The organism is Belnapia mucosa (assembly GCF_016775475.1).
GTDB lineage: Bacteria > Pseudomonadota > Alphaproteobacteria > Acetobacterales > Acetobacteraceae > Belnapia > Belnapia mucosa.
This window is the reverse complement of sequence record NZ_JAEUXJ010000003.1, coordinates 42,651-66,215: the sequence shown is the minus strand read 5'-3', so window position 1 is coordinate 66,215 and position 23,565 is coordinate 42,651. Positions and strand designations below refer to the sequence as shown.

Annotated in this window: 27 protein-coding genes; 4 read left to right on the top strand and 23 right to left on the bottom strand. The window is 71.2% G+C overall.

Annotated features, from left to right (window positions below; genetic code table 11):
• Positions 1-52: 52 nt before the first annotated feature.
• From JMJ55_RS08460 to JMJ55_RS08445, 4 genes are all read right to left on the bottom strand, one after another.
• Positions 53-742: a DJ-1/PfpI family protein gene (locus JMJ55_RS08460; RefSeq protein WP_202825099.1), complete on the bottom strand. Its 690-nt coding sequence runs from the start codon at positions 740-742 to the stop codon at positions 53-55.
• A gap of 148 nt (positions 743-890) precedes the next feature.
• Positions 891-2,237, bottom strand: coding sequence for a chloride channel protein (locus JMJ55_RS08455; protein WP_328702591.1), 1,347 nt, complete (start codon positions 2,235-2,237; stop codon positions 891-893).
• Positions 2,228-2,797 carry a TIGR04282 family arsenosugar biosynthesis glycosyltransferase gene (locus tag JMJ55_RS08450; protein ID WP_202825098.1) on the bottom strand — a complete coding sequence of 190 codons (570 nt, stop codon included), beginning with the start codon at positions 2,795-2,797 and terminating at the stop codon, positions 2,228-2,230. Before JMJ55_RS08450 ends, JMJ55_RS08455 begins: the two co-directional genes overlap by 10 nt.
• Positions 2,794-3,435, bottom strand: a complete 642-nt coding sequence (locus tag JMJ55_RS08445; protein WP_328702590.1) for a TIGR04283 family arsenosugar biosynthesis glycosyltransferase — start codon at positions 3,433-3,435, stop codon at positions 2,794-2,796. The genes JMJ55_RS08450 and JMJ55_RS08445 overlap by 4 nt, the downstream gene beginning before the upstream one ends.
• A gap of 107 nt (positions 3,436-3,542) precedes the next feature.
• On the opposite strand from JMJ55_RS08445, the gene JMJ55_RS08440 reads away from it, so the two are divergent.
• The gene (locus JMJ55_RS08440; protein WP_202825097.1) at positions 3,543-4,661 is read left to right on the top strand and encodes a PA0069 family radical SAM protein; all 1,119 of its coding nucleotides are present in this window, start codon (positions 3,543-3,545) and stop codon (positions 4,659-4,661) included.
• Here JMJ55_RS08440 and JMJ55_RS08435 read toward each other — a convergent pair.
• The 6 genes from JMJ55_RS08435 to JMJ55_RS08410 all read right to left on the bottom strand — a co-directional run bounded on the left by JMJ55_RS08435 (position 4,658) and on the right by JMJ55_RS08410 (position 9,873).
• On the bottom strand, positions 4,658-5,173 hold the full coding sequence (locus JMJ55_RS08435; protein ID WP_202825096.1) for a hypothetical protein: 516 nt from the start codon (positions 5,171-5,173) through the stop codon (positions 4,658-4,660). The genes JMJ55_RS08440 and JMJ55_RS08435 overlap by 4 nt on opposite strands.
• Before the next feature lie 267 nt (positions 5,174-5,440).
• Complete coding sequence (locus JMJ55_RS08430) at positions 5,441-6,604, bottom strand: OmpA family protein (protein WP_202825095.1); 1,164 nt, start codon at positions 6,602-6,604, stop codon at positions 5,441-5,443.
• Between the two features lie 229 nt (positions 6,605-6,833).
• Positions 6,834-7,880: an OmpA family protein gene (locus JMJ55_RS08425; RefSeq protein WP_202825539.1), complete on the bottom strand. Its 1,047-nt coding sequence runs from the start codon at positions 7,878-7,880 to the stop codon at positions 6,834-6,836.
• A gap of 177 nt (positions 7,881-8,057) precedes the next feature.
• The gene (locus JMJ55_RS08420) at positions 8,058-9,179 is read right to left on the bottom strand and encodes a 5-(carboxyamino)imidazole ribonucleotide synthase (protein WP_202825094.1); all 1,122 of its coding nucleotides are present in this window, start codon (positions 9,177-9,179) and stop codon (positions 8,058-8,060) included.
• Positions 9,176-9,676, bottom strand: a complete 501-nt coding sequence (gene purE / locus JMJ55_RS08415) for a 5-(carboxyamino)imidazole ribonucleotide mutase (protein WP_202825093.1) — start codon at positions 9,674-9,676, stop codon at positions 9,176-9,178. The genes JMJ55_RS08420 and purE overlap by 4 nt, the downstream gene beginning before the upstream one ends.
• The gene (locus JMJ55_RS08410; RefSeq protein ID WP_202825092.1) at positions 9,673-9,873 is read right to left on the bottom strand and encodes a YdcH family protein; all 201 of its coding nucleotides are present in this window, start codon (positions 9,871-9,873) and stop codon (positions 9,673-9,675) included. The genes purE and JMJ55_RS08410 overlap by 4 nt, the downstream gene beginning before the upstream one ends.
• Before the next feature lie 178 nt (positions 9,874-10,051).
• Here JMJ55_RS08410 and JMJ55_RS08405 point away from each other — a divergent pair, with 178 nt between their 5' ends.
• Positions 10,052-10,222 (top strand): YdcH family protein, encoded by a 171-nt coding sequence (locus tag JMJ55_RS08405; protein WP_202825091.1) that lies wholly within the window; start codon positions 10,052-10,054, stop codon positions 10,220-10,222.
• A 20-nt stretch (positions 10,223-10,242) separates the two neighbouring features.
• Here the strand turns inward: JMJ55_RS08405 and JMJ55_RS08400 are convergent, their stop codons facing one another.
• Positions 10,243-10,812, bottom strand: coding sequence for a DUF1013 domain-containing protein (locus JMJ55_RS08400; RefSeq protein ID WP_202825090.1), 570 nt, complete (start codon positions 10,810-10,812; stop codon positions 10,243-10,245).
• Positions 10,813-10,928: 116 nt separating this feature from the next.
• Between JMJ55_RS08400 and JMJ55_RS08395 the strand changes: the two genes are divergently transcribed.
• A complete protein-coding gene (locus JMJ55_RS08395; RefSeq protein ID WP_202825089.1) occupies positions 10,929-11,126 on the top strand; it encodes a DUF1192 domain-containing protein in 198 nt (65 codons plus the stop codon).
• Positions 11,127-11,286: 160 nt separating this feature from the next.
• Here the strand turns inward: JMJ55_RS08395 and JMJ55_RS08390 are convergent, their stop codons facing one another.
• From JMJ55_RS08390 to JMJ55_RS08350, 9 genes are all read right to left on the bottom strand, one after another.
• On the bottom strand, positions 11,287-11,763 hold the full coding sequence (locus tag JMJ55_RS08390; RefSeq protein ID WP_202825088.1) for an Hsp20 family protein: 477 nt from the start codon (positions 11,761-11,763) through the stop codon (positions 11,287-11,289).
• A 204-nt stretch (positions 11,764-11,967) separates the two neighbouring features.
• Positions 11,968-12,195, bottom strand: coding sequence for a 50S ribosomal protein L31 (gene rpmE, locus JMJ55_RS08385; RefSeq protein WP_202825087.1), 228 nt, complete (start codon positions 12,193-12,195; stop codon positions 11,968-11,970).
• A gap of 85 nt (positions 12,196-12,280) precedes the next feature.
• Complete coding sequence (locus JMJ55_RS08380; protein ID WP_202825086.1) at positions 12,281-12,706, bottom strand: hypothetical protein; 426 nt, start codon at positions 12,704-12,706, stop codon at positions 12,281-12,283.
• A 21-nt stretch (positions 12,707-12,727) separates the two neighbouring features.
• The gene (locus JMJ55_RS08375) at positions 12,728-13,384 is read right to left on the bottom strand and encodes an ABC transporter ATP-binding protein (protein WP_202825085.1); all 657 of its coding nucleotides are present in this window, start codon (positions 13,382-13,384) and stop codon (positions 12,728-12,730) included.
• On the bottom strand, positions 13,377-14,138 hold the full coding sequence (locus JMJ55_RS08370) for an ABC transporter ATP-binding protein (protein ID WP_202825084.1): 762 nt from the start codon (positions 14,136-14,138) through the stop codon (positions 13,377-13,379). Before JMJ55_RS08370 ends, JMJ55_RS08375 begins: the two co-directional genes overlap by 8 nt.
• A complete protein-coding gene (locus tag JMJ55_RS08365; protein ID WP_202825083.1) occupies positions 14,135-15,058 on the bottom strand; it encodes a branched-chain amino acid ABC transporter permease in 924 nt (307 codons plus the stop codon). Before JMJ55_RS08365 ends, JMJ55_RS08370 begins: the two co-directional genes overlap by 4 nt.
• Positions 15,055-15,990, bottom strand: a complete 936-nt coding sequence (locus tag JMJ55_RS08360; protein WP_202825082.1) for a branched-chain amino acid ABC transporter permease — start codon at positions 15,988-15,990, stop codon at positions 15,055-15,057. The genes JMJ55_RS08365 and JMJ55_RS08360 overlap by 4 nt, the downstream gene beginning before the upstream one ends.
• A complete protein-coding gene (locus JMJ55_RS08355; protein ID WP_236033531.1) occupies positions 15,990-17,306 on the bottom strand; it encodes an ABC transporter substrate-binding protein in 1,317 nt (438 codons plus the stop codon). Before JMJ55_RS08355 ends, JMJ55_RS08360 begins: the two co-directional genes overlap by 1 nt.
• Positions 17,307-17,397: 91 nt before the next feature.
• Positions 17,398-18,972, bottom strand: a complete 1,575-nt coding sequence (locus JMJ55_RS08350; RefSeq protein ID WP_202825081.1) for an ABC transporter substrate-binding protein — start codon at positions 18,970-18,972, stop codon at positions 17,398-17,400.
• 56 nt (positions 18,973-19,028) lie between these two features.
• Between JMJ55_RS08350 and pdxY the strand changes: the two genes are divergently transcribed.
• On the top strand, positions 19,029-19,871 hold the full coding sequence (gene pdxY / locus JMJ55_RS08345; protein WP_202825080.1) for a pyridoxal kinase PdxY: 843 nt from the start codon (positions 19,029-19,031) through the stop codon (positions 19,869-19,871).
• 3 nt (positions 19,872-19,874) lie between these two features.
• Here pdxY and JMJ55_RS08340 read toward each other — a convergent pair whose 3' ends face one another.
• Genes JMJ55_RS08340 through JMJ55_RS08330 form a run of 3 tightly spaced genes read right to left on the bottom strand, consistent with a single transcriptional unit; the run spans position 19,875 to position 23,413 of the window.
• Positions 19,875-20,336 carry a hypothetical protein gene (locus tag JMJ55_RS08340; RefSeq protein WP_202825079.1) on the bottom strand — a complete coding sequence of 154 codons (462 nt, stop codon included), beginning with the start codon at positions 20,334-20,336 and terminating at the stop codon, positions 19,875-19,877.
• Positions 20,333-21,523 (bottom strand): threonine synthase, encoded by a 1,191-nt coding sequence (locus JMJ55_RS08335; protein ID WP_202825078.1) that lies wholly within the window; start codon positions 21,521-21,523, stop codon positions 20,333-20,335. Before JMJ55_RS08335 ends, JMJ55_RS08340 begins: the two co-directional genes overlap by 4 nt.
• Positions 21,524-21,556: 33 nt before the next feature.
• Positions 21,557-23,413, bottom strand: a complete 1,857-nt coding sequence (locus tag JMJ55_RS08330) for a DUF2264 domain-containing protein (RefSeq protein ID WP_202825077.1) — start codon at positions 23,411-23,413, stop codon at positions 21,557-21,559.
• Between the last annotated feature and the right edge of the window lie 152 nt (positions 23,414-23,565).

Genomic DNA, 23,565 nt, shown 5'->3' with positions numbered 1-23,565 from the left:
TGCCCCAACTGTGCGCTGCACCGCAGCACGGGGCAACCGCCCCCGGGCAGGCTCAGGCCGCCAGCCGGGCCGCCACCCGGGCCACCAACGCTTCCCGCTCGGCCCGCATCCCGGCGCCGCGTGCCTGGGCTGCCTCCAGCACGGAAGCGGGCGCCGTCTCCGGCCGCCCGGCCTGGAAGGGCGGGGCGGGGGCATATTCGATCTGGAGCTGGATCGCCTGCGCCACCTCCGGCCCAGCGATCTCGGCGGCGATGGTCAAGGCGAAGTCGATCCCCGCCGTGACGCCGCCGCCGGTGACGAGGTTGCCGTCCCGCACCACCCGCGCCTGTACCGGCTCCGCCCCGAGCGCGGCCAGGAAATCATGGCTGGCCCAATGGGTCGTCGCCCGGCGGCCCTTCAGCAGCCCCGCGGCCCCTAGCACCAGCGCCCCGGTGCAGACCGAGGTAAGGTAGCGGAGCCCCGGCGCCTGGGCGCGGAGGAAGGCGAGGACCGCCTCATCCTCCATCAGCGCCGCCACCCCCGGCCCGCCGGGGATGCAGAGGATATCGAGCTGCGAGCAGCCCTCCATGGCCGTATCAGCCAGCATGCTGAGACCCGTATCGGCCCGGACCGGCCCCGCCTCCTTCCAGATCAGCCGGACTTGCGCGCCCGGCAGCCGGCTCATCACCTCATAGGGGCCGGTGAAGTCGAGCTGCGTCAGCTTCGGGAATAACAGGAATCCGATGGAAAGCGGCGCGGTCATGGCGGGTCCTCCTGAAGCCCGTTGGGCAAGGCCGGTCGGGTCGGTCCGCCGGGTCTTTTTCGCCTTGGATGCGTCGACCGGCTTGCCGATGCAACCAGCATCGGCTGCGCCGCCCTCCTGTCCAAGGCAAAAAATCCCTCAGCGGCCCTCAACCTCCGGCCTCGCCCAACGGGCTGCGCATCCCGCCACGCCCCCGCTCCTGCGCCAGCAGGAACCGCCGCGCCAGGGCACCGTAGAGCGGCCTGCGGCAGACCAGGCGGGAGACGCCATAGGCCAGCATCGAGGTCGCCATCAGCGGGATCATCATCGCCTGGTTGCTCGTCATCTCCATGACGATGACGGCGGCGGTGATCGGCGCCTGCACCACCCCGGCGAAATAGCCGACCATGCCGAGCAGGACGACGGCGCCGGCCGGGGCGAAGGGCATCAGCACCGAAAGCCAATGGCCGAGCCCGGCGCCGATCGAGAGCGAGGGCGCGAAGATGCCGCCCGGGATGCCGCTGAGATAGGAGACGAGTGTCGCCAGGAATTTCCACAGCGCGAAGGCCGCCGGCAGCGCGGCCCCGCCCTCGACCAGCCCGCGCGCCTCGGCATAGCCGGTGCCATAGGTGGTCCCGCCCGAGGCCCAGCCGATCACGGCCAGCGCCAGGCCGCAGAGCGCGGCGAAGCCGACCGGATGCCGCCCGACCAGCCGCCCCGCAAGGCCCGGCAGCCCGGCCGCGGCGCGGACCAGCAGGGCGCTGAAAGCCCCACCCAGCAGCCCGCCCAGCAGCCCCGCCGCCAGCACCGCGGCCCAGCCGGCACCGAAGGCGAGCTGCGTCTCGCTCACCCCGAAATAGGCGTAGTTCCCGACCAGGGCGATGGAGGCGATGCCGGCGATGATGACGGCGATCAGCGTCGTCCCCGTAGCCCGCGCATCGAAGGAATGGCTCAGCTCCTCGATGGCGAAGACGACGCCGGCCAGCGGCGTGTTGAAGGCGGCCGCCACCCCCGCCGCCCCGCCGGCCAGGATCAGGCCGCGCTGCAGCTCCGGCCGCGGCAGCGCCAGCCGCCGCCCGAGCGCATGCATGATGGTGGCGCCGACCTGCACCGTCGGGCCCTCCCGCCCGATCGAGCCGCCGGCGAGCAGGCCGAGCAGGGTCAGCACCACTTTGCCGAAGCCGATCTTCACGGCCAGGATCCGGTCCACCAGCCGGGGGTCCTGCATGTGCAGCGCCGCGATCACCTGCGGGATGCCGCTGCCCTGGGCACCGGGGAAGACATGGCGGGTCAGCGCCGCCGAGAGCGCCAGCCCGGCCGGCGCCAGCAGGAAGACCAGCCAGGGCTGCGGCCCGGTCAGCGCCGTGAAAAGCTCATGCACCCCGTCCGCCGCCCAGGCAAAGAGGATGGCGGCCAGTGCCACCAGCAACGCCCCCGTCCAGGCCATCAGCCGTCGCCGCCAGAGCCGGGGCGAGACCAGGGGCATGCGCCGCAGACGCCGCAGATTCACCGCCACTGCCCGACCTCCCGCAGATCCGCCGCGCTATCAACGTCCCGCAGCCGCCGCAGCAGCGCCACCCGGTGCCGGCTGAAATTCGCCAGGGTATCGGCCAGCGCATGCTCGCTGGACCAGCGGATGCGGGCGAAGGGCCGCTCCGGCCGCCGCGGCCCGAAGCCGACCAGCCAGTAGCCCCCATCCTCCGAGGGGCCGAAGACCGCGTCCGCCCGCCCCAGCGCCCGGAAGGCCGCGGCGATATCGCCCGTGCCGAGGCCGGGGATGTCGCTGCCGATCAGCACCGCCCGCCGGTGCCGCCCGAGGGCGCGGGCCATCCGTGCGCCGAGATCGCCCCCGCCCTGGGGGTGCAGCGCCACCCCGGCCCGCCAGCGCGCCCGGTCCGGCGTCGCCGCCAGCACCAGCCGCCAGCGCCGGTCCCGGCCGAGCTGCCGCACCAGCCGCGCCACCTGCCCGCGATGGAAGCGGAGCGCCGCGACATCCCCCACCTCCCGCGCCAGCCGCCGCTTCACGGTGCCGAGCCGCGGGGCGCGGGCAAACAGGATCACCGCATCGCCCTTCATCCATAGATCCTTCGGATCATCCCCGGCGGCAGGCCGAGGAACCAGAGCGAGAGGCAGAGCAGGTTACGGGCCGAGCGGCGACGCCATCCCTCCCGCCGCCAGCGCGCCGCCGAGGTGATGGCCTCGGCCGGCATCGGGGCCAGCCGGCGCCGGCCGAGGCGGCGGACCAGATCCACATCCTCCATCAGCGGCAGGGGCCGGAAGCCGCCCACTGCGTCATAAAGCGCGCGCGAGATCAGCAGCCCCTGGTCGCCATAGGGCAGGGCCAGCACCCGGCAGCGCCAGGCGACCTGCCGTTCCAGCCGCCGTGCCTCAGGCGAGGGGTCGTCCAGGGCGAAGCGGAGGTAATGCGCCCGGCCGGGATCGCGCATCGCCGCCCGCAGGGCATCCCGCCAGCCAGGACCGGGCCGGGTATCGGCATGGAGGAAGAACAGCCATTCTCCCTCCGCCGCCTCTGCCCCGGCCGCGAGCTGCACGCCCCGGCCACGCGGCGCTGCGACCAGCCGTGCCCCGGCGGCCCGCGCCAGCTCCGCCGTGCCATCGGTGCTGCCGCCATCCACCACCACCACCGGCAGCCCGGCGCAGGCGGCGAGGACGCCGCCCAGGCTGCCGGCCGCGTTCAGGGTCGGGATGATCACGGTCAGGCTTTGTTCTGAGCGGTCTTTAACCAAGCGTTCCTACGATGTTCTTGACAGGGCTGGAGTGCCTTGGCAGGGTGGTGCAGAACAGAGAAGGAACGGTCACCATGCCGGACGGATCGTCTGTTTCCGCCCTCCTGCCCGGCGCGCGCAAGGGCCGCGGCGCCCTCTCGAACCCGCCCGTCCGCTATGAGAGCACGGCGCGCGAGGCCTTCGATGATGGCTGGGCGGGCCTGGCCGATCTCGCGGACCTGCCGCCGCTGCCGACCACGCTCCTGAAGGAGCGGGCGCGGAGCGCGCTGTCCTACAACGAGAGCCCGGATCTCGGCTTCGACCGTTCGGTGAATCCCTATCGCGGCTGCGAGCATGGCTGCATCTACTGCTATGCCCGGCCGAGCCATGCGACCGTGGGCTATTCCCCCGGCCTCGATTTCGAGACGCGGCTGCTCTTCAAGCCCGACCTGCCGGCCCTGCTGGAGAAGGAGTTGCGCCGCCCCGGCTATGTGCCGCGGCCGGTGGCGCTGGGCTCCAATACCGACCCCTACCAGCCGATCGAACGCACCCTGCTGCTGACCCGCCAGGTGCTGGAGGTGCTGGAACGCTTTGGCCATCCGGTCACCATCGTGACCAAATCGGCCGGAGTGCTGCGCGACCTGGATATCCTCACCCGGCTGGCGAAGCGGAACCTGGTGCATGTCTGCCTGTCGGTGACGACGCTCGACCCGGCGCTGGCCCGGCGGATGGAGCCCCGCGCCGCCTCCCCACTGCGGCGGTTGCAGGCCATCCAGGCCCTGGCCCAGGCCGGGGTTCCGGCCGGGGTGCTGGCCGCGCCGATGATCCCCGGCCTCAATGATGCGGAGCTGGAGCGCATTTTGTCCGAAAGCTGCAAGGCCGGCGCTACGCGCGCGGGCTATGTGCTGCTGCGCCTGCCGCTCGAGATCCGGGCGATGTTCGAGGAGTGGGTCCGCAGCCATGTCCCGGACCGTGCCGCCCGCATCCTGGCCCTGATCCGCGAGACCCGGGGCGGGGCGATGTATGACAGCCGCTTCGGCATCCGCCAGACCGGGACCGGCGCCTATGCCGATATGCTCGCCCGCCGCTTCGCCCTGGCCGCCGGCAAGCTTGGCTTCGGCAATAGCCGCGTGGCCTCGCAAGGGCTGGATTGCAGCCAATTCGCGCCCCCGCCGGATGCGGCTGCGCCGGCGCGGCAGCTGGAACTGCTCTAGCGCCGCCGCTCCAGCCGATCGAATTCGGCGGCGACCATGCCGGCCGCCTCGGCGGTGCGCGGCAGGCGGGGCATGGTGGCAAGGCGTTGCAGGGTCCCGGTCGGGCCGGCGGTGAAGGCGGGGCCGGCGAGCGCAGCCTCGGCCCGAGCGCGGCTGCCGGCACGCAACCCTTCGGCGGCGCGGCGCAGGCCGGCGATGACACCCGCCGGTGCGGCATCGGGGGCGATGCCGAGATAGCCGCGCATCTCGGTCCGGGCGGTCTGCAGGGTTTGCAGCACGGCCGGGTTGATCTCCGGCGCATAGCGCGGGTCGGTGGTGAGGGAATCGGTGAGGAATTCGAGCTGTTCCGCCGCGACCGCGGCCTCGGCCGGCTGGCCCGCCCAGCGGCTGGTATCGCCCAGATTGCGCGGGGCATAGAGCGCGGCGCCACGGATCGGGTCACCGAAGCCGCCCAGATATTCGGCGCTCGGGTCGGTGGCGCAACCGGCCAGCCCGAGCAGCAGGCCGACCATCACGAGGAGGCGAGAGCAGGCCCGTGCGGGAGCCGAAAGGACCAGCAAGCGTTCCAGACGTGTTGGAACGCAACGGAGAGTAACCATGCGCGGCATTCTGCTTTGGCTCCTTGGTATCCCCATTCCGATTCTGATTCTGCTCTACCTGTTCAACATTCTCTAGGACATGACTGGCTTCAGAGACGAAAAAAGGGCGCCTCGCGGCGCCCTTTTCCATGTCAGCCTGCAGTCCCGGCCGGGTGTCGCCACCCGGCCGGAGCGTCAGACTTAGCGGAGCACGATCTCGACGCGGCGGTTCTGCGGCTCGCGCACGCCATCCGCGGTCGGGACCAGCGGCCGGCTCTCACCGAAGGCCGTCACGCTGATCTCGTTCCGGCCGATGCCACGGGCCATCAGCTCAGCCGCAACCGCCTGGGCGCGGCGCTCGGACAGGCGCTGGTTGTACTGCGGCGTGCCGGAACGGTCGGCATGGCCCGCAACCTCGATCCGGGTGGACTCGACGCGCCGGGCGTTCTGGGCGGCCTCGCCGATGATCTCGCGGGCGCGGGTGGTCAGGTCAGCCCGATCCCAGTCGAAGAACACCAGATAGGTCCGCGCCGGAGCCGGCACCGGAGCCGGGGCCGGGGCAGCGACGACCGGCGGCGGGGCCGGCGGCGGCTGGAACAGTGCGTAGCGCAGGCCGAGCATGGCGGAGTGGTTGTACTTGTCCGTCTCCAGCCTGGTGTTCCCGACGATGCGGTTCGCCCCATCCCGGATCGAACCCTTCACCTCATTCTCCAGCATGCCGAAGAAGCGGTACTCGGCCGTCAGGGTCAGGCCGGTAACGCCGAGCCAGGTCAAGGGCGTGGCAAGGCCCACGATGCCCTGGAAGGCGAAGCTGCCATCCCCGATGCTCTGCTTATCATCCGCGTGCAGCACCAGACCGTTTCCGGCGCTGACGCCACGGATGTTGCTGAACTCGGTCAGGGCATAGCCGGCGCCAACGCCGACATAGGGCTGAATGACACTCTGTCCGAGGCCGAAGTTAGCGAAGTCGAAATCGTAGAACACATTGGCCATCACGCCGTAGGAGCGCTGGAAGCCACCGGTCCGGGAGAGGGGCGCGAGATTGAAGCCGCGGAGGCTGTCGACCTCGTTCTCACGGTAATTGCCCTCGATCTCGGCACGAAGCCCGTTGCCGAAGCCCCAACCCAGGCTGAGGACGCCGACCCAGCCGGTGTTGAAATTGGCTTTGCCGACGGTGTTCCGCTGACCGCCGATGGTGAAGCCTTCGGAAGCCGGTTCAAAACGCTCGGGGCTGTTCACCCAGTTCGCACCGGCGCCGGCGCCGATATAGAGGCCGGTGACCGGCTGTGCGCTGGCGGTGCCGAGGCCGGCGAGCAGGGGGAGAGCGACCGCGGTGGTCGCCAGCAGGGCCCGTTTCAGGCTCATAAACTATGCTCCAAGCAAGAGACGCAGCCCCGTCGGGAACCGGCCATCCGGTGCGGGCGCGGGGTGCGTTCCCTCGGTTAAGAAAAAAATTGGCGGGAAGTTCGGTGCCGGAAACGCGAGCTCTGTGACTGTGGCAAGGCTGCCACAGCCGCCGTTACAGCCTGAAACTCAAAGAAAAAGGGGCGCCTTTCGGCACCCCTTTCCCAAGCCCTTGCGGGAGGTCGGCTGCTTAGCGCAGGACGATCTCGACGCGGCGGTTCTGCGGCTCGCGCACGCCATCCGCGGTCGGAACCAGCGGGCGGCTCTCGCCGAAGGCGGTGACCGCGATCTCGTTGCGGCTCACGCCCTGACGGACCAGCTCGGCGGCCACGGCCTGGGCGCGCCGCTCGGAGAGGCGCTGGTTGTACTGCGGGGTGCCCGAACGGTCGGCATGGCCGGCCACCTCGATGCGGGTGCTCTGCACGCGGCGGACGGCGCTGGCGGCCTCGCCGATGATCTGGCGGGCGCGGTCGGTCAGGTCGGCACGATCCCAGTCGAAGAAGACCAGGTAGGTGCGGGCCGTCTCGGCCGGCTGCACGACCGCCGGAACCTGCTGAACCGGCGGCGGGGCAACCGGCGCGTTGAAGGCATAGCGGATGCCGAGCAGCGCGCTGTGGTTGTAGTTGGTCGGCTTGTAGGTGCCGCCCGGGGCGCCCACGGTGCTGGTGCGGTCGATGTCCAGCTTCGGCTCGAGCGTGCCGAAGAACCGGTACTCAGCGGTCAGCGCCAGGCCGGGAACCGGCAGCGCGAAGGCCAGGCCGGCGATGCCCTGATAGGCGAGGTTGCCGTCAGTGTCCTCGATCCGATAGCGGGCGGCGCCGGGGCCGGCGAGGCGCGCCTTGTCGACATCGGCCCAGCCGTAGCCGACGCCAACGCCCAGGTACGGAATGACCGGCAGGCCGAGATTGAAGTCATACAGGACGTTGGCCATCGCGGCGTAGTTGCGGAAATAGCCGCCATTGCCGTTCCTGCCGCCGCCAGTGATGCTGCGGATCTCGTTGTGGCGATAGCTGCCTTCGATCTCGGCGCGCAGGCCGTTGCCGAAGCCCCAGCCGATCGCGACGAGGCCGACCGCGCCGACATCGTCGAACTTGGTCTTGGCGCCGTTGTTGTTCGACGTCTGGTGGAAGTTCAGGCCACCGCCGGCGCCGATGTAGAGGCCGGAGACCGGCTGCGCCTGCGCGGCAACCGGCAGCGCCAGCACCGTCGCCGCCAGAAGGGCCTTCCTGAGGGTCATCACCATTCTCCTCGATTCTTCCGAAACGCTGTGTGTCGCCACGCTCTGCCGCGAAGTTGAGGCGGCGACAGCGCTGCGTTTCGGGAACCTAGCATCGAGGACCGCAACCTGCACCCCAGGCGGAACCAATTCCGCATCGATGTGGCGAGAAAACCACAGCGGGGGATGGCAAATACGTCACAGGCCGGCCAGGGCGGCCTCGTCATCCAGGCTGTCGAGGCTGCCGAGCGGCAGCAACCGATTGGCGTGGCCCAGCTTTCGGCCCTTCCGAGCCTCTGCCTTGCCATACCAGTGCGGCACCACGCCCGGGCTCCGCAGCAGGCCTGGCCAGCGCTCCAGGCCGTCCGACCCGACGAGGTTTCGCATCACAGCATCGTGATGTCGCGTCGCGGCAGCCAGTGGCAGGCCGGCCACGGCGCGCACATGCTGCTCGAACTGGCCGGCGGCGCAGGCATCCATGGTCCAGTGGCCGGAATTATGTGGCCGCGGCGCGATCTCATTGCCCAGCAACCGGCCGTCCGGCAGCACGAACATCTCGAGCGCGAGCACGCCGATCAGGCCCAACGCCTCGGCCACCGCCACCGCATGGCGCCGTGCGGCGGCCGCCACATCGGCCGGCAGCCGCGCCGGGGCGAAGCTGAGATCGAGGATATGGTCGCGGTGGCGATTCTCGACCGCGTCATAGACCACGGTCGCGCCATCCTCGTCGCGCGCGGCGATGGCCGAGACCTCGGCGACGAAGGGGACGAAGGCTTCGAGGATCAGCGGCTTCGGCGCCAGCCGGGCGAAGGCGGCCGCGGCCTCCTCCGGGCGGCGGATCACCGCCTGGCCGCGCCCGTCATAGCCGAGGCGGGTCGTCTTCAGCACCGCCGGCAGGCCGATCGCGGCGATGGCCTCGGCGAGGCCGGCCTCGTCCTCCACCGCGCGCCAGGGGGCGACGGGGACGCCGGCGCTCTCGAGAAAGGATTTCTCGGCCAGACGGTCCTGGCAGACCCGCAGCACCTCCACCCCCGGACGGCAGGGCGCGAGGGGGGCGAGGGTCGCCAGCGTCTCGGCCGGGACATTCTCGAATTCGAAGGTGACGACATCGACCGCGGCGGCGAAGCGGGTCAGTGCCGCCGAGTCCTCATAGGGAGCGACGGTCGCGGCGGCGGAGACCTGCATCCCGGGACTCTCGGTCTCGGGCGCATAGACATGGCAGCGATAGCCGAGCCGGGCGGCCGCCATGGCGGACATCCGGCCGAGCTGGCCGCCGCCCAGGATGCCGATGGTCGAGCCCGGCGGCAGCGGGAAGCTCATGCCGGCGTCTCCGCCACGCCCTCGGTCTGGGCGGCGCGCCAGGCATCGAGCCGACCGGCCAGTTCCGGGTCGGAGAGGGCGAGGATCGCGGCGGCCAGCAGCCCGGCATTGGTGGCGCCGGCGCGGCCGATGGCCAGCGTTCCGACGGGGATGCCGCCCGGCATCTGGGCGATGGAGAGCAGGCTGTCCATGCCCTTCAGCGCATGGCTCTCGACCGGCACGCCAAGGACCGGCAACGGCGTCATGGCGGCGGCCATGCCCGGCAGATGGGCCGCGCCACCGGCGCCGGCGATGATGACCCGGAGGCCGCGGCCGCGCGCTGCCTTAGCGTATTCGAACAGCCGGTCCGGCGTGCGATGGGCCGAGACCACCCGCGTCTCGTGCGGGATGCCGAGCCGCTCCAGCACCTCCGCCGCGTGGCGCATCGTTTCCCAGTCGGAGCGGCTGCCCATGATGACGCCGATAAGGGGCGCCGAGGGGGGAATTGGGTCGCTCATGCGCTGATATCGGGCAGGAGGCGGCTTTCCAGCCAGGAGATCTCGTCCTTCAGCTTCAGCTTGCGCTTCTTCAGCCGCTGCACCTGGAGCTGATCGGCGATGCTGTCCTGCAATCGGGCGATGACCGTGTCGAGGTCGCGGTGCTCGCTCCGCATCTCATGCAGGCGGCGCAGCAGGCTGTCTCGGTCATCGAGCATCGATATGCGGGCCCGGGGCTGGACGGTGGGGGAAAAAGGAGGCGTGCAAACGGGGCGCGGTCGCCATTACCATGCCCCGGCCCGGGCGCAACAGCTTGGCCGGGCCACCGGACCCGGCCTGCTGCCGCCCCGATGGGGCTGCGCCCAGGGCGCAACCGGATCTAAAGGAGATGCCTGCATGATGAGCTCGCCGAGGCTCCGCTCCCTCGAGGACAAGCATGCCATCCTGGAACGGGAGATCATGGCGCAGGGCACCCGACCGCGACCCGATGAGATGGAGCTGGCGCGGCTGAAACGGGAAAAGCTGAAACTGCGCGAGGAGATCGAGCGGCTCCGCCGGTCGAATTAGCGCTTCCGGCCCGGCGGCATTCAGGCCGCCGGGTCTTCCGCCGCATCCGGCAGGGGTACGGCGCTGGCCGGCCGGTCGCCCGCGGCGATCAGGGCCGCATTCAGGTCCGACTGGCTGCACAGGCCGAGGATCACCGGGTCGCGCGGCTTGATATTGGCGCTGTTCCAGTGGGTCCGGTCGCGGACCTTGGCGATGGTCTCCTTGGTGGTGCCGACGAGCTTGCCGACCGTCGCATCCGAGAGCTGCGGATGGTGGCGGATCAGCCAGGCGATGGCGTCCGGCCGGTCGTTCCGCTTGGAGACGGGGGTGTAGCGGGCGCCCTTGCCGCGAACCTTCGGCGCCGGCAGGGCCGAGGACTGGATCTGCAGCCGGAAGGCCGGATCGGCCTCGCAGCGGGCGATCTCCTGGCGCGTCAACTGGCCGTTCAGCACGGGGTCGTAGCCGATGATCCCCTGCGCGACCTCGCCATCGGCGATCGCCTGCACCTCCAGCGGGTGCATGCCCACGAAATCGGCGACCTGTTCGAATGTCAGGGAAGTTTTATCGATCAGCCACACGGCGGTGGCCTTGGGCATCAGCGGTTGGGTCATGGGCGAACCTATCTGGGCGACGCGGGGCAAGGCGGGATCCCCCGCCGCGACTTGGGCTGGGATATAGAGGCGGCGCCGGGCATGGTCAAAGCCCGCTTGATCGAGAGAAACCGCCCATGTTCGAGGAAGAGAGCCCCCGCCCCGTCGCCGCTCGTTTCATGCCCGCCCAGCTCGATCGCTGGGACGTCGAGGAATTGCGCCAGTATATCGACGCCTTGCGGGCCGAAATCGCCCGGGCGGAGGCGATGATCGCGGCCCGGCAGACGCATCGGGGCGCGGCGGATGCGCTGTTCCGCAAGCCCGGCGGGGGCTGAGGGGCATCGGGACGCTCGGCACCGGCCCGCAGCCCCACCCGGCTACCCACGACAGTATGCTGATGGGTGGCCAGGTGGGGGTGTGGGCCGGTGCCGCCATAAAAAAGCATGAAAAAGGCCGGCGGGGCTGCCCCCGCCGGCCCTGATGGCCGAACTGCCCTCAGGCAGCCTGGGCCTGCGGCGCCTCCGGCTGGTCCTGGTTGGCGATGGCCGGACGGCCGGCCTGCACCGGGATGCGGCGGGGCTTCAGCGCCTCCGGCACCACCCGCTTCAGCGAGAGCTGGAGCAGGCCATGCTCGAGGTTCGCGCCATCGACCACGATATGGTCGGCCAGGGCGAAGCGACGCTCGAAGGCGCGGCCGGCGATGCCGCGATGCAGGTAGCTGCGGCCTTCCTCGGTCTGCGGCGCGCGGCCGGCAACGGTGAGGACGTTGTCGCGCGCGACGATCTCGAGGTCGTTCGGGCCGAAGCCGGCGACGGCCATGGTCAGGACGTAGCTGTCCTCACCGACCTTCTCGATGTTGTACGGGGGATAGCCCTGCTGGTCCTGCGAGGCGCGCGCCGTCTCGAGCGTGCGGGCCAGACGGTCGAAGCCAATGGCGGTGCGGAACAGCGGGGAGAAATCGAGGGTATTCATAGCCAGAGAACCTCCTTGGCGGAAGCAAGGTCCGATTGTGCCGGCGGTTCTGCTGCATCGACCCCATTCGGGCGCCGCTGCTTGCGGTGAACCGCGCCAGGAGCCCCATTCGGGCGCCCCTGACGGAGGGAGAAATTAGCAAAGGCCGCGCCCCGTTCAAGGGGGCGCGGCCTTTCCCAAAGAGCCGTCCGAGTGGGACGAAGCCTACTTCTTGCGGGCGCCGATGCCGGCGAACTTCTTGTTGAACTTCGCCACCTGGCCGCCGGTGTCCATCACCCGCTGCACGCCGGTCCAGGCCGGATGGGACTTCGGGTCGATGTCGAGGCGGATCGTGTCACCCTCGTTCCCGTAGCAGGACCGCGTCGTATAGGTCGTGCCGTCCGTCATGACGATGGTGATCGTGTGGTAATCGGGATGGATATCGGGCTTCATGGCGCGCTCGCGGGACAAGGCGCAGCCGATACCGACCGGCCGCGGGAAGCGGGGCGTATAGGGGAAGCGCGCCCTCGACGCAACCTTACCGACCCCCGCGCCGCCCGCCGCCGAAATGCCCGCCCCCGCGATGGAAACCGCGCCCGCCATGCCAGCCGCCCCCGCGATGGAAGCCGCGCCCGCCATGCCAGCCGCCCCCGCGATGGAAGCCGCGCCCGCCATGCCAGCCGCCACCGCGATGGAAGCCGCCGCGATGGCCGCCCCACCAATGGCCGCGCCCGATGCCGATCCCGACGCCGAGCCCGACCGCCGGCCCGCCCCAGTACCAGGGGGAGCCCGCATAATAGGTGTCGGGGGGCGGGGCGACCCAGGGGATCTCCTCCGGCCCCCAGGGCGGGCCGTGGTCCCATTCATGCGCGGCGATGACGCTGGCATCGGGCAGGGCCGTGCGGGGCTGCGCGGCGCAGCCACCGAGCCCCGCCAGCAGCAGCACCGCAAGATGGGTTCTCATGCCCTTCATATGGGGATGCGGTCAGGCCGGCGCCATTTCCCCCCGCTCGATCACATAGGTCGCCTCGACCAATGAGCGCAGGAGTTCGGGGTTGCTCTCGGTGATGAGGATGGCGACCTCGGGCAGGGCCTGGTGCAGGCGCGCCAGGGCTTCGGCGTAGCGCATGGCCAGGGCCGGGGCGAGGCCCTGGAAGGGCTCGTCCAGCAGCACCGCGCGGGTGCCGACCATCAGCGCCCGGCCGAGCGCCACCATCTTCCCCTGGCCGCCCGAAAGGCCGGCGGCGCGGCGCGGGGCGAGCTCGCGCAGCTCCGGCAGCAGGGTGAAGACCGCCTCCAGCCGCCGGGCGGTCTCGGGCCTCGGCAGGCGCAGCACCTCGGCCGGCAGGAGCATGTTCTCCCGCACCGAGAAGCTGCCGAAGAGCCGCCGCTCCTCCGGCGCATAGCCGATGCCGAGCCGGGCGCGGTGATGTGCCGGGGTGGTGGTGGCGTCCTGGCCATCGAGGGCGACGCGGCCTTCCCGCACCGGCAGCAGGCCCATCAGGGCGCGCAGGGTGGTGGTCTTGCCGGCGCCGTTGCGGCCGATCAGCGCCACTCGTCCGCCGGGCGGCACCGCCAGCGAGACGCCGCGCAGGACCCGGATGCCGGCGATGTCCACCGAGACGCCCGACAGCTCAAGCATGGGTGGCGATCCCGATGACGTCGCGCTGCACGACGGGGTCCGCCAGCACCTCGGCTGGCGGGCCGAGCGCGGCGATGCGGCCCTGGCTCCAGACCGCGACGCGGTCGGCGAAGCGGGCGACCACATCCATGTCGTGCTCGACGAAAACGGCCGTGACGCCGGTGCTGCGCAGCACCCGGACCAGGGTCTCGACGATCAGCATCTTCTCGGCCGCGGCGACGCCGCTGGTCGGTTCGTCCATCAGCAGCAGGCTGGGTTCCAGGGCGACGGCCATGGCGATATCGGCCAGCTTGCGGGCGCCCTCGTTCAGGGAATCCGCCCGGCTTTCCGCGATACCGCGGAGGCCGAAGCGGTCCAGCAGCTCCATCGCCTCGTCCCGCCAGCGGGGGCGGAGCAGGGGGGCGAGGGGCGACCAGATCCCGCGCCGAGCGGCGATGGCGAGCGCCGCATTCTCCAGCACCGTATGCTCGGTGAAGAGCTGGGGCAGCTGGAAGCTGCGGCCGATGCCGCGCCGGACGATGGCACGGGGCGAGAGGCCGAGGATCGGCTGGCCCTCGAATTCGATGCGGCCAGCCTGGGGGCGGAGATAGCCGGTCGCCATATTGATGAAGGTGGTCTTGCCCGCCCCGTTCGGGCCGATGATGGCGAGGAATTCGCCATGCCGGACATCGAGGTCGATGCCGTCCGCCGCCTTGACCCCGCCGAAGGCGAGGCGAAGGCCGCGGGCCGAGAGCAGCGGCAATGCGTCGCTCATGCCTGCCGCCGCCGGGCGAGGATGCCCCAGATGCCGCCCGGGGCGAAGAGGATGACGACCAGCAGCACGCCGCCGAGGATCATCTGCCAGGCATCGGCGACGGCCGCCGCGGCATAGACCCGCACCAGTTCGAAGGCCGTCGCGCCGAGGAAGGGGCCGAGCGCGCTGCCGGCGCCGCCCAGGATGGCGATGAAGACCAGCTCGCCGGAGGAGGTCCAATAGGCAAGCTGCGGCGTGACATGGCGCGTCGTCATCCCGATCAGCGCGCCGCCGACGCCGCCCATCAGCGCCGAGAGCACATAGGCCGCGAGCAGCACGCGCCGGGCCGGCACGCCCATGAATTCCAGCCGCGTCTCCCGCGTCTTGATCCCCGCGAGCGCCCGGCCCATGGGCGAGGCGAGGTAGAAGCGGACCAGCAGGCCGAAGCCGATGGCAAGGCCGAGGGCGATGCCGAACATGATCCATTCCTGGGTCGGCCGGTCGGGCTCCAGCCCCGCGAAGGTCAGGCGGGCGACGCGGATGCCATCCGTCCCCTTGGTGAGCGCATAGAGCTTCTCCAGCAGCGAATACATCACCATGGCGAAGGCGAGGTTCAGCATGCCGAAGAAGATGTCCCGGTAGCGCACCAGGAAGAGGCCGAGGACCAAACCCAGCCCGGCGCCGAGCAGCCCGGCCAGCGGCAGCAGCAGCAGCACTTCCGGCGCCGAGGGCGCGAGGAAGGCGACGGTATAGGCGCCGAGGGCCAGGAACATGGAATGGCCGAAGCTCACCTGCCCCGCGCGCAGCAGCAGCAGGATGCCGAGCACGGCGATGCCCTTGGCGAGCGCGATGGTGAGGACGAACTTCAGCCAGGGCACCGCCCAGGCGCAGGCGACGAGGCCGATGGCCCCGAGCGCCGCGAGAAGGGATTCCCGCCTCATACCCGGCGGGTCTCGATCACACCAAACAAGCCCTGCGGCCGGACCAGCAGCACCGCGACCATGATGAGATAGGGCACCACCACCTCGAATTCCGGGGCGAAATAGACCGCGATGCTGCGGCCGAGGCCGATCAGGAGGGAGGTCAGCGCCGCGCCCTCGATCTGGCCGAGCCCGGCCGTCGCCACCACGGCGAAGGAGAGCACGATGGTCTGCGCCCCGACCCCCGGGACCAGCGCCGTGGTCGGCGAGGCGAGCGCGCCGCCGAGTGCGGCGAGGCCGGCGCCGAAGGTGAAGGTCAGCAGCATGATCCGCGCCGCATCGATCCCCATCGCCGTCGCGGCTTCCTTGTCCGTGGTCACGGCGACGATGACCCGGCCGGTCAGCGTCCGACGCAGGAACCAGGCGAGGGCGAGCAGGGTGGCCACCGCCACCCCGGGCAGGACGAAGAGCTGGTAGGCGGTGAAGGGGATCACATCCTCGCCGAAGGGAACATCGACCGTGCCGAGGAATCTCAGCGGCGTGTCCTGCGAGATGGGCTGCACCCCCCAGATCAGCTTCTGCACATCCTCGAGGATCATGAAGAGCGCGAAGGTGACGAGGAGCTGCAGCACATCCTCATGCCCGTAGATCCGGCGCAGCAGCAGCTTTTCGATCAATGGGCCGAGCACCGCGCCAACGGCCACGGCCGCCAGCACCAGCGCCACATAGCTCATCCAGGGCGGCAGGCCGCGGCTGGCGAAGAAGATGCCGATGGAGGCCGCCGTATAGGCGCCGATGGCGAAGAGGCTGCCATGCGCCACATTGACGATGCGCAGCACGCCGAAGACCAGGTTCAGCCCCACCGCCACCATGAAGACCAACGCCGCATAGGCGAGGCCATCCAGCAGCGCGAGGCCGAGGAGGAGACCGTTCTCGGCGAACCAATCAGCCATCAGCCGGCGATCGGGGCCGGGACCTGGGCCAGGATCTCGGGTTTCAGGGTCTTCAGCCAGTCGGTGCTCTTCTGCCCCACCGGCGTCGAGACCATGGCGGCGGGGAAGAGGATCATGTCCTTCGGCACGGCGAAGGGATATTTGTCGTTGAAGCTGCTGAGACCGACGATCTGATCCTCCAGCCCCTGGCCGTCCTCGCGCAGGGTGATGGTTGAGGTCGGGCTGTCGAAGGTGAGGCCGCGGAAGGCATTGGCCAATTCCTGGTCATTCGGCCAGCCGCCGCCCTTGGCCGCGATCGCCTTGGCATAGCCCGCCTGCATCGCCGAGATGGCCTGCGCCATGTGGTGGCAGGGATAGATCGGATATTCGTTGTATTTCGCCCGGTACATGTCGACGAAGCGCTTCAGCCGCGCCGGGTCCTTCGGCGAGGGATGGTTGTTGAAGTGGTCGCCGCGGGCACCGATGATATGGCCGGCCGGCATGGTGCGGCCGAGAATCTGCATCGAGGCCTCGGCGATCGGCAGCACGAAGGTGGAGCGCTCGAAGAGCCGGCGCTCGGCCGATTGCCGCAGCAGGGTGACGAGGTCGCCGCCCCAGCTGGTCGAGAGGATGACATCCGGCCGGGCGGCCAGCAGCCGCGTCACCTCGGTGCTGAAATCGGTCGCGCCGAAGCGCGGGAACATCTCCGCCACCACCCGGACGCCGGGCTTCAGCGCATCCATCCCGGCCTTCCACAGCTCCCAGCTGTCGCGGCCCCAGGCGTAATCCTGGTTGATGACGGCCAGCGTCCGGAAGTCCGGCTTGTGCTTCAGGAGATAGAGCAGCGGCGCCAGCACTTCTGGCGTGCCATAGCCCTGGGTGCGGAAGGCGAAGGGGTGCGAGCCTTCCTCGAAGATGCGTTGGGTGCCGCAATCCCAGAGCAGCGTTGTCTTCTTCATCTCATCCGAGAGCGGCGTGCAGGCGAGGCAGGAGCCGGAGGAGATGGAGGCGAAGATGAGCTGCACGCCCTCGTTCTGCACCAGCCGGCGGAATTCGCCGACGAGATGGTCGGTGCCCGGGGCCTCATCGACGAAGATGGGGCGCACCGGCACGCCGCCGATGCCGCCCGCCTTGTTGATCTCCTCGAACAGCAGCTCGCCCATCTGCTTCGCTGGCACGCCGAAGACGCTGGCCGAGCCGGAGAGGAAGGTGGTGATGCCGACCTTCAGCTCGCTCGGCTTGCCCTGGGCATGGGCCCCGCTGCCGGCAAACAGCAGGCTGCCGGCGGTGGCGCCGGCGCCGAGCAGGGTGGCACGACGGGTGACGGCTTCGGTCATGGCGGGCGTTCCTCTCCTCGAGTGCCCGGTGTGGTCCCGGGTTTTCCCGCATCCTGCCGGGCCGGCGCCCGGGATGGAAGGGGCCGCGTCGTTACTCGCTCAGCTTTGCGATGTTCCAGTAGACTGGCACCGGCGCATCGAGGATGCCAGAGAGCCGTGCCGAATAGCCGCGCACCAGGCTGAACTGGCCGAGCGGGACATAGGGCACCGTCTCCAGCGCGCGGGCATGGTAGGCCGCCGCGGCCGCACTGCGGGCCCCAGCCTCCGGCGCCGCGAGGAAGGCGTCGCGCAGCCGCTCCATCTCCGCATCGCAGGGCCAGCCGGGCAGGCCGGTCCGTTCGCAGGCCGAGCGCATGGCATTGTGCCCGGCCGGGTCCATGGCATCGAGGCCGGAGGGTGCCGAGACGAAGAGGTTCCAGCCCTGCGGCCCCGGCGTGCGGGAGAGGCGGCGCTGCACCAGAGTCGCCCAGTCCATCGCCTGCACATCCACCCGCAGCCCAGCCTGCTTCAGCAGGTCGGCCGAGACCAGGGCCAGGGTGTGGCTGATCGTGCTGTCCTGCGCGTCCAGCACCACCACCGGCGTGCCGTCATAGCCGCTGGCCGCGACCAGCCGCCGCGCCTCGGCCAGGTCCGGCGCCACCCAGCCGGCATTGGTATGGTAGGGGCTGCCGCAGACATAGAAGGATCGGCAATCGCGCCAGAGCGCCGGATCATTCAGATAGGCTGGCAGGACCTGCGCCGGATCGACCAGCCGCAGCATGGCCTGGCGCAGGCGCGGATTGTCGAAGGGTGGCACCGCCTGGTTCATGCGGAAGATGGGCTGCACCCCGACATTGTCCTGCGGGCCGAGCCGGAGGTTGCGGTTGCGCCGCACCACGGGAAAGAGGTCGGGCGGCAGCTCCTCGAAGATGTCGATCTCGCCGGAGACGAGGGCGTTCAGCGCGGTCTGCGCATCGGGCAGGTAGACCCATTCGACGCGCTCCACCCCGGCGCGCTTGCCCCCTGCCAGCCCGTCCGGCGCCTCGGCCCGCGGCACATAGCCGGGGTTGCGGCGATAGGTGACGCGGTCGCCGGCTCGCCAATCCTCCCGCCGCAGGGTGAATGGGCCGGAGCCGGTGGGGTCGGTGTTGGGCGTCGCGGCCGGTGTCTCGGCGACACGGGCCGGCATGATGAAGGGCGGCTGACCGGAGGGTTTCGACAGCGCTTCCAGCATCAGGCCGAAGGGCGCCTTGAGCGTGATGCGGAAACTGTCCGGCGAGGTCGGCTCCAGCCCCGTCGCCAGACCTATGAGTTGCTGGCCGAGCCCGTCCCGCACCGCCCAGCGGCGCAAGGAGGCGACGACATCGGCGCTGGTGACCGGCGCGCCGTCATGGAAGCGCAGCCCCTCGCGCAGGGTGAAGTCCCAGGTCAGGCCGTCGGGCGAGGTGCTCCAGCGCGCGACCATCTGCGGCTGCGGCCGCAGCTTGGAGTCCAATGCAAACAGCGTGTCGTAGACCATGTAGCCATGGTTGCGGGCCATGTATTCGGGGCTGATGAAGGGGTCGAGCGAGCGGAGGTCGCCGAACAGCTTCACCCGCAGCGCAGCCGGGTCGCCCCTGGTCTGGGCCGGGGCCTCGGCGGCCGGCAGCAGCAGGAACGCAGCCAGCAGGGCAGCGATCGGGCGCATGGTGGTTGTCCTCCCGCAGGTTTTCGTTGCGGGCAGGATGGCCTAGCCTGCGCGGCGTGAACATCCTTTCGATCCAATCCTGGGTGGCCTATGGCCATGTCGGCAATGCGGCCGCGGTCTTTCCCCTGCAGCGACTGGGGGCGGAGGTCTGGGCGGTGAATACCGTCCAATTCTCCAACCATCCCGGCCATGGCGGCTTCCGCGGCCAGGTCTTCGCCCCCGGCCTGATCCGCGATTGCGTGCAGGGGATCGAGGAGCGCGGCGTGCTCGGGCAATGCGACGCCGTGCTCTCGGGCTATATCGGTGATGCCGGAACGGGCGAGGCGGTGCTGGAGGCGGTGGCCCGGGTGAAGGCGGCGAATCCCGCCGCGCTTTATTGCTGCGACCCGGTAATCGGCGATGAGGGCCGCGTCTATGTCCGCGCCGGCATCGCCGAGATGCTGCGCGACGCGGCGGTGCCGCTGGCCGATCTCCTCACCCCCAACCAGTTCGAGCTGGAATGGCTGACCGGCGGGCCGATCGCCACGCTAGCCGAGGCGAAGCGGGCGATCGAGGCGCTGCAGGCGCGCGGGCCGCGCTGCGTGCTGGTGACCAGCCTCCGCACCGCGGAGACGCCGGCGGATGCCATCGACCTGCTGGCTGGGGAGGGGGGACGGTTCTGGCGGCTGCGGACGCCGCGGCTGGAGCGGGGCTTCAACGGCGCCGGCGATGCGATCGCGGCGCTGTTCCTGTTCCACCGGCTGCGCGGCGAGGCAGCCGGGGCGATGGCGGCCTCGACCTCCGCCATCCATGGCCTGCTGCGAAGGACCATGGATGCAGGGTCGAAGGAATTGCTGCTGGTGGCGGCGCAGGAGGAATTCGTGGCGCCGACCATCTGGTTCGAGCCGGAGGCGGTGTAAGCCCTAGCCAGGCCGGAAGCCGTCGATCACCCGCAGCAGCTCGGGACGCAGCGCCTCCCATTCCGCTGCGGGCGCCGAACCGATGAGGAGAAAGCTCCGCGCCGGGCCATAGAGGCAGACGGCATGGACCATCACCCGCTGGCGGCTGCCGATGCCCATGGCCGGCGCCTCGATCGCGGTGCCCGGCAGGCCGGCGATGCGCACCGCCTCCTCCGGGGGCAGCGCCTCGAAATGGAAGGGGCGGAAGGCCCGGAGCGTCGCCGCCAGATGGCCCGCGCGCCGCGCCGGCGGCACCGGGCGCTGCGGGCGGACCAGCAGCATGCCCGTCTCCGGCGCATCGGGCCGCGGCAGGCGGTCGCGCAGCACGGTCCAGCCCAGCACCCGGCCCTGCAGGCGCAGATGCTCGCCCTCCGGCAGCTCGAAGGGGAGTGCGGCGGCAGCGAGGAGGAAGCTGCGGCGGTTCATGCGGGCGCCACCAGATCGGCCACGGCCTCGGGGTCGTTGGAGGCGCTGCCGCAGATCAGCGCCACCACCTCCGCCTCCGAAGGCAGCCCGCCCTCGGCGGCGGCCTGCATGGCGGCGGCCAGGGCGATGGCGCCGGCCGGCTCGGCGGCGATGCCCTCCTCCTCGGCCAGCAGCCGCAGCGCCAGCACGACCGTCGCATCCGGCACCGCGAAGGCCGCGCCGCCCGTCGCCCGGATGGCGCGCAGGGCAAGCGGGCCACCGAGGCGGGGATTCCCGACCATCAGCACGCTGGTCAGGCTGGGCCGCGGCGCGACGGGCTCGATCCGGTCATCGCCCCGGGCGAAGGCGGCGGCGACCGGGGCGCATTGGGCGAATTGCGCGCCGAGGATGCGGGGCATCCGCTCCAGCAGGCCGAGCGCCTGGAGCTCGGCGAGGCCCTTCCAGGGGGCAAAGGTCGCGGCGCCGCCGCCGAGCGGCAGGATCAGCGCATCCGGCCCGCGCCAGCCGGTCTGCCGGGCGATCTCGAAGCCGATGGTCTTTTCGCCCTCGACCACGAAGGGGTTGGTCCAGGTGGTGGCGGGCAGCCAGGCGCCGGCGGCGGCGCCCGCCTCCACATGCCGGTTGGCGGCATCGAGCCCGCCCTCGACCCATTCCAGCCGGGCGCCGAGCGTCCGCAACCGCGCGAGCTTGCCGGCCGAGGGCGCGCCCTGCCGGCCGAGCACCACCACCGCCTCCAGCCCTGCCCGCCTGGCATGCATGGCGAGCGCCGCGCCGCCATTGCCGGAGGAGGCGAGGGCGATGCGCCGCGCGCCGCGTTCCAGCGCCGCCGCGACCACGGCACTGTGCGGCCGATCCTTGTGCGACAGGCTGGGCAGCAGCAGGTCGAGCTTGAGGCTGAGCCGCGGCAGGCCGATCCGCCGCCCGAGCCGTGGTGCGGGGAGGAGCGGCGTCGCCAGCTCCCCGAAGCCGGCCTGGGCCAGGGAGCCCGCCTCGGCAAAAGGCAGCAGCTCCCGCCAGGCCTCGAGCAGCAGGGGCGGGCGGCGGTCCAGCTCCGCCCGGCCGAGCTCGCCCGGGCGGAGGTGGTAGCGCGGCATGACCGGACCGCCGCAGGCGCCGCAGAGGCCGATCGCCTGCGCGGCCGGCACTTCGGCGGCACAGCCCTGGCAATGGAAGGCGAAGCGTTCCATGCGGGGCAGGTTAGCCGGGATGGTGGGGTGGGGCTATCGCCGCAGGATCCGGCGGGCGAAGCGGCGAAGCCAGGGAAGCGGCCCATCGGCGAGGCGGGCGAGCGGCGGCAGCCCCTCCGGCAGGTTGGCTTCCCCCTCCGGCAGGGCCAGCACGGCGCAGCGCAGCACGATCCGGCCGGGAGACAAGGTGCCGCGCAGGGTCGGGATCAGGGTGCGTGGCGCCATGAGATTGGTATTCGGCAGGGCCCGCACGACCTGGCCCGAACGCCCGCCATCGAGGTCGCAGAGCAGCGAAAGCCCGGCCGGCGCCCGCACCATGGCGAGGCCGGGCGCGGCCTCGGCGCGGACCGCATCGGCCTCCGGGTCGTCGCCCTGGCGGTCGATGGCGAAGCCGCCCTCGGCCAGGTGCAGGGCGCGGCGGCTGCGGATGCTGTGCAGGCGGAGATGCCAGGGCGCGGCGGGGACCAGCCGCGTTTCCACCACCACATCGGGCCAGGGCCGCCAGCGGGACCAGAGGATGGGAATACCGCCTTCCTCCCGAATGTCCGCGGCCTCGCAGGCGCCGCGCTGGCGCCAAGTCGTGCCGCCATCATCGGAGAGGGCGAGGGTGTTGTCGAAGCAGCCGCGCTCCAGCCCGCGGATATCGCTTTCGACGCTGAAGCCGAAGACGGTGCTGTAGGCCATCTTGCCGTATTTCGCCGCGGCTTGGCGGTGGCGGTCGCTGGCCTGGCCGGAGGCCAGCGCCACCACCTGCCGCCGGCCGGCACGATACAGCAGCAGGCCGGGCCGGGGCTGCGCGACGATGCCGGAGGACGGGCGGTCTGGCGCCTCATCGGCGGCCCAGAAGGGATGGTCCTCGGGGAGGGCGAGGGGCAGGAAGGCCTTCAACGCCCAATAGGGCGAGGCGGCGGTGTTGTATTCCTCACCCTGCAGGGCGCTGGCATAGGCATAGCCGACCGAGAGCAGCCCTTCGCGGGTCAGGATGGTCGGCCGTGCCGCCCACCAGCGCAGATGGCGGAGATAGAGACCCTTGATCTCGCCCCAGGGCAACGCTTCCTCCCCGGCGAAGGCCAGCGCGCCCCAGAAGGCGCCCTGGGCGAAGCGGTAGGTCAGGCTGCGGCCGATCGGCAGGGCGGCGCCATCGGCACCGAACCAATGGCGGAACTCTCCGGCGAAGGCGCGGGCCCGGGCGCGGAAGGCGGCGCCGGTCGCGGCATCGCCCGATAGGGCGGCATGGACCAGCCCGTAGTAATGGAAGGCGAAGCCGACATAGTGGTCGAGCTGATCGGTCGGGCCGTCGCGGTACCAGCCATCGCCGAGGTGGAAACCATCAATATGGGCATGCGCCTCGGCCTCGGCCGCCGTATCGGGCCGCTCGCCGAGGCGCTTCAGGCCGAGCCCGACCATGAGGCGGAAGAACCACCAGTTATTGTCCACCGGCCGCTGTGTCTCGGCCCGGCGCAGCCAGGCGATGACGCGGGCGCGGGCGAGCGGCGGGGCATCGCCCAGCAGCCTCTCCGGCACCAGGGCGAGGGCGAGGCCGATCGGCGCCATCTCCACCAGGCGTTGGTCGAAATCCCCGGGCCAGCCCCAGAATTCCGGATGGGCGGGGTCGGTGCCGGCCAGCAACCCGGCCCGCCAGCGCGGCCAGGCGGCGAATTGGCCGCCGCCGGCGGCGAGCGGCGCGAGGCCCCAGAGCGGCCGGGCATAGCCCTCCAGCTCCGCCGCGACCGAGTCATAGACGGCGCCGGCGGTGCCGAGCCGGAGCCGCGCCCCGCCCGGGCTGAGCAGGCCCGGCAGCGGGGCGAGCAGGGCCTCCGCCATCCGCGCCACATCGGCCCGGCTTCGCAGCGGGTTGCCGATGAGCGGCGCCGGCCAGGCACTTTGCATCGGCGGTGACGGGGACCTGACAAGGGCGGGGCCGGGGAGGGACGCAAGCGGGCGGGTCCGGGCAGGGCCAGCGGCGTCCAAGGCAGCGGCCGGCATGGGGCGCGGGATCACGGCAGGCTCCAGGCATCGGGACAGAGCCCGCGTCATGCTGG

What these genes read in the sequence shown, in the direction of transcription:
- JMJ55_RS08460 (WP_202825099.1), bottom strand. Translation starts at nt 742, where the DNA reads ATGACCGCGCCGCTTTCCATCGGATTCCTGTTATTCCCGAAGCTGACG.
- JMJ55_RS08450 (WP_202825098.1), bottom strand. Translation starts at nt 2,797, where the DNA reads ATGAAGGGCGATGCGGTGATCCTGTTTGCCCGCGCCCCGCGGCTCGGC.
- JMJ55_RS08440 (WP_202825097.1), top strand. Translation starts at nt 3,543, where the DNA reads ATGCCGGACGGATCGTCTGTTTCCGCCCTCCTGCCCGGCGCGCGCAAG.
- JMJ55_RS08435 (WP_202825096.1), bottom strand. Translation starts at nt 5,173, where the DNA reads ATGGTCGGCCTGCTGCTCGGGCTGGCCGGTTGCGCCACCGACCCGAGC.
- JMJ55_RS08430 (WP_202825095.1), bottom strand. Translation starts at nt 6,604, where the DNA reads ATGAGCCTGAAACGGGCCCTGCTGGCGACCACCGCGGTCGCTCTCCCC.
- JMJ55_RS08425 (WP_202825539.1), bottom strand. Translation starts at nt 7,880, where the DNA reads ATGACCCTCAGGAAGGCCCTTCTGGCGGCGACGGTGCTGGCGCTGCCG.
- JMJ55_RS08420 (WP_202825094.1), bottom strand. Translation starts at nt 9,179, where the DNA reads ATGAGCTTCCCGCTGCCGCCGGGCTCGACCATCGGCATCCTGGGCGGC.
- purE (WP_202825093.1), bottom strand. Translation starts at nt 9,676, where the DNA reads ATGAGCGACCCAATTCCCCCCTCGGCGCCCCTTATCGGCGTCATCATG.
- JMJ55_RS08410 (WP_202825092.1), bottom strand. Translation starts at nt 9,873, where the DNA reads ATGCTCGATGACCGAGACAGCCTGCTGCGCCGCCTGCATGAGATGCGG.
- JMJ55_RS08405 (WP_202825091.1), top strand. Translation starts at nt 10,052, where the DNA reads ATGATGAGCTCGCCGAGGCTCCGCTCCCTCGAGGACAAGCATGCCATC.
- JMJ55_RS08400 (WP_202825090.1), bottom strand. Translation starts at nt 10,812, where the DNA reads ATGACCCAACCGCTGATGCCCAAGGCCACCGCCGTGTGGCTGATCGAT.
- JMJ55_RS08395 (WP_202825089.1), top strand. Translation starts at nt 10,929, where the DNA reads ATGTTCGAGGAAGAGAGCCCCCGCCCCGTCGCCGCTCGTTTCATGCCC.
- JMJ55_RS08390 (WP_202825088.1), bottom strand. Translation starts at nt 11,763, where the DNA reads ATGAATACCCTCGATTTCTCCCCGCTGTTCCGCACCGCCATTGGCTTC.
- rpmE (WP_202825087.1), bottom strand. Translation starts at nt 12,195, where the DNA reads ATGAAGCCCGATATCCATCCCGATTACCACACGATCACCATCGTCATG.
- JMJ55_RS08380 (WP_202825086.1), bottom strand. Translation starts at nt 12,706, where the DNA reads ATGAGAACCCATCTTGCGGTGCTGCTGCTGGCGGGGCTCGGTGGCTGC.
- JMJ55_RS08375 (WP_202825085.1), bottom strand. Translation starts at nt 13,384, where the DNA reads ATGCTTGAGCTGTCGGGCGTCTCGGTGGACATCGCCGGCATCCGGGTC.
- JMJ55_RS08370 (WP_202825084.1), bottom strand. Translation starts at nt 14,138, where the DNA reads ATGAGCGACGCATTGCCGCTGCTCTCGGCCCGCGGCCTTCGCCTCGCC.
- JMJ55_RS08365 (WP_202825083.1), bottom strand. Translation starts at nt 15,058, where the DNA reads ATGAGGCGGGAATCCCTTCTCGCGGCGCTCGGGGCCATCGGCCTCGTC.
- JMJ55_RS08360 (WP_202825082.1), bottom strand. Translation starts at nt 15,990, where the DNA reads ATGGCTGATTGGTTCGCCGAGAACGGTCTCCTCCTCGGCCTCGCGCTG.
- JMJ55_RS08355 (WP_236033531.1), bottom strand. Translation starts at nt 17,306, where the DNA reads ATGACCGAAGCCGTCACCCGTCGTGCCACCCTGCTCGGCGCCGGCGCC.
- JMJ55_RS08350 (WP_202825081.1), bottom strand. Translation starts at nt 18,972, where the DNA reads ATGCGCCCGATCGCTGCCCTGCTGGCTGCGTTCCTGCTGCTGCCGGCC.
- JMJ55_RS08340 (WP_202825079.1), bottom strand. Translation starts at nt 20,336, where the DNA reads ATGAACCGCCGCAGCTTCCTCCTCGCTGCCGCCGCACTCCCCTTCGAG.
- JMJ55_RS08335 (WP_202825078.1), bottom strand. Translation starts at nt 21,523, where the DNA reads ATGGAACGCTTCGCCTTCCATTGCCAGGGCTGTGCCGCCGAAGTGCCG.
- JMJ55_RS08330 (WP_202825077.1), bottom strand. Translation starts at nt 23,413, where the DNA reads ATGCAAAGTGCCTGGCCGGCGCCGCTCATCGGCAACCCGCTGCGAAGC.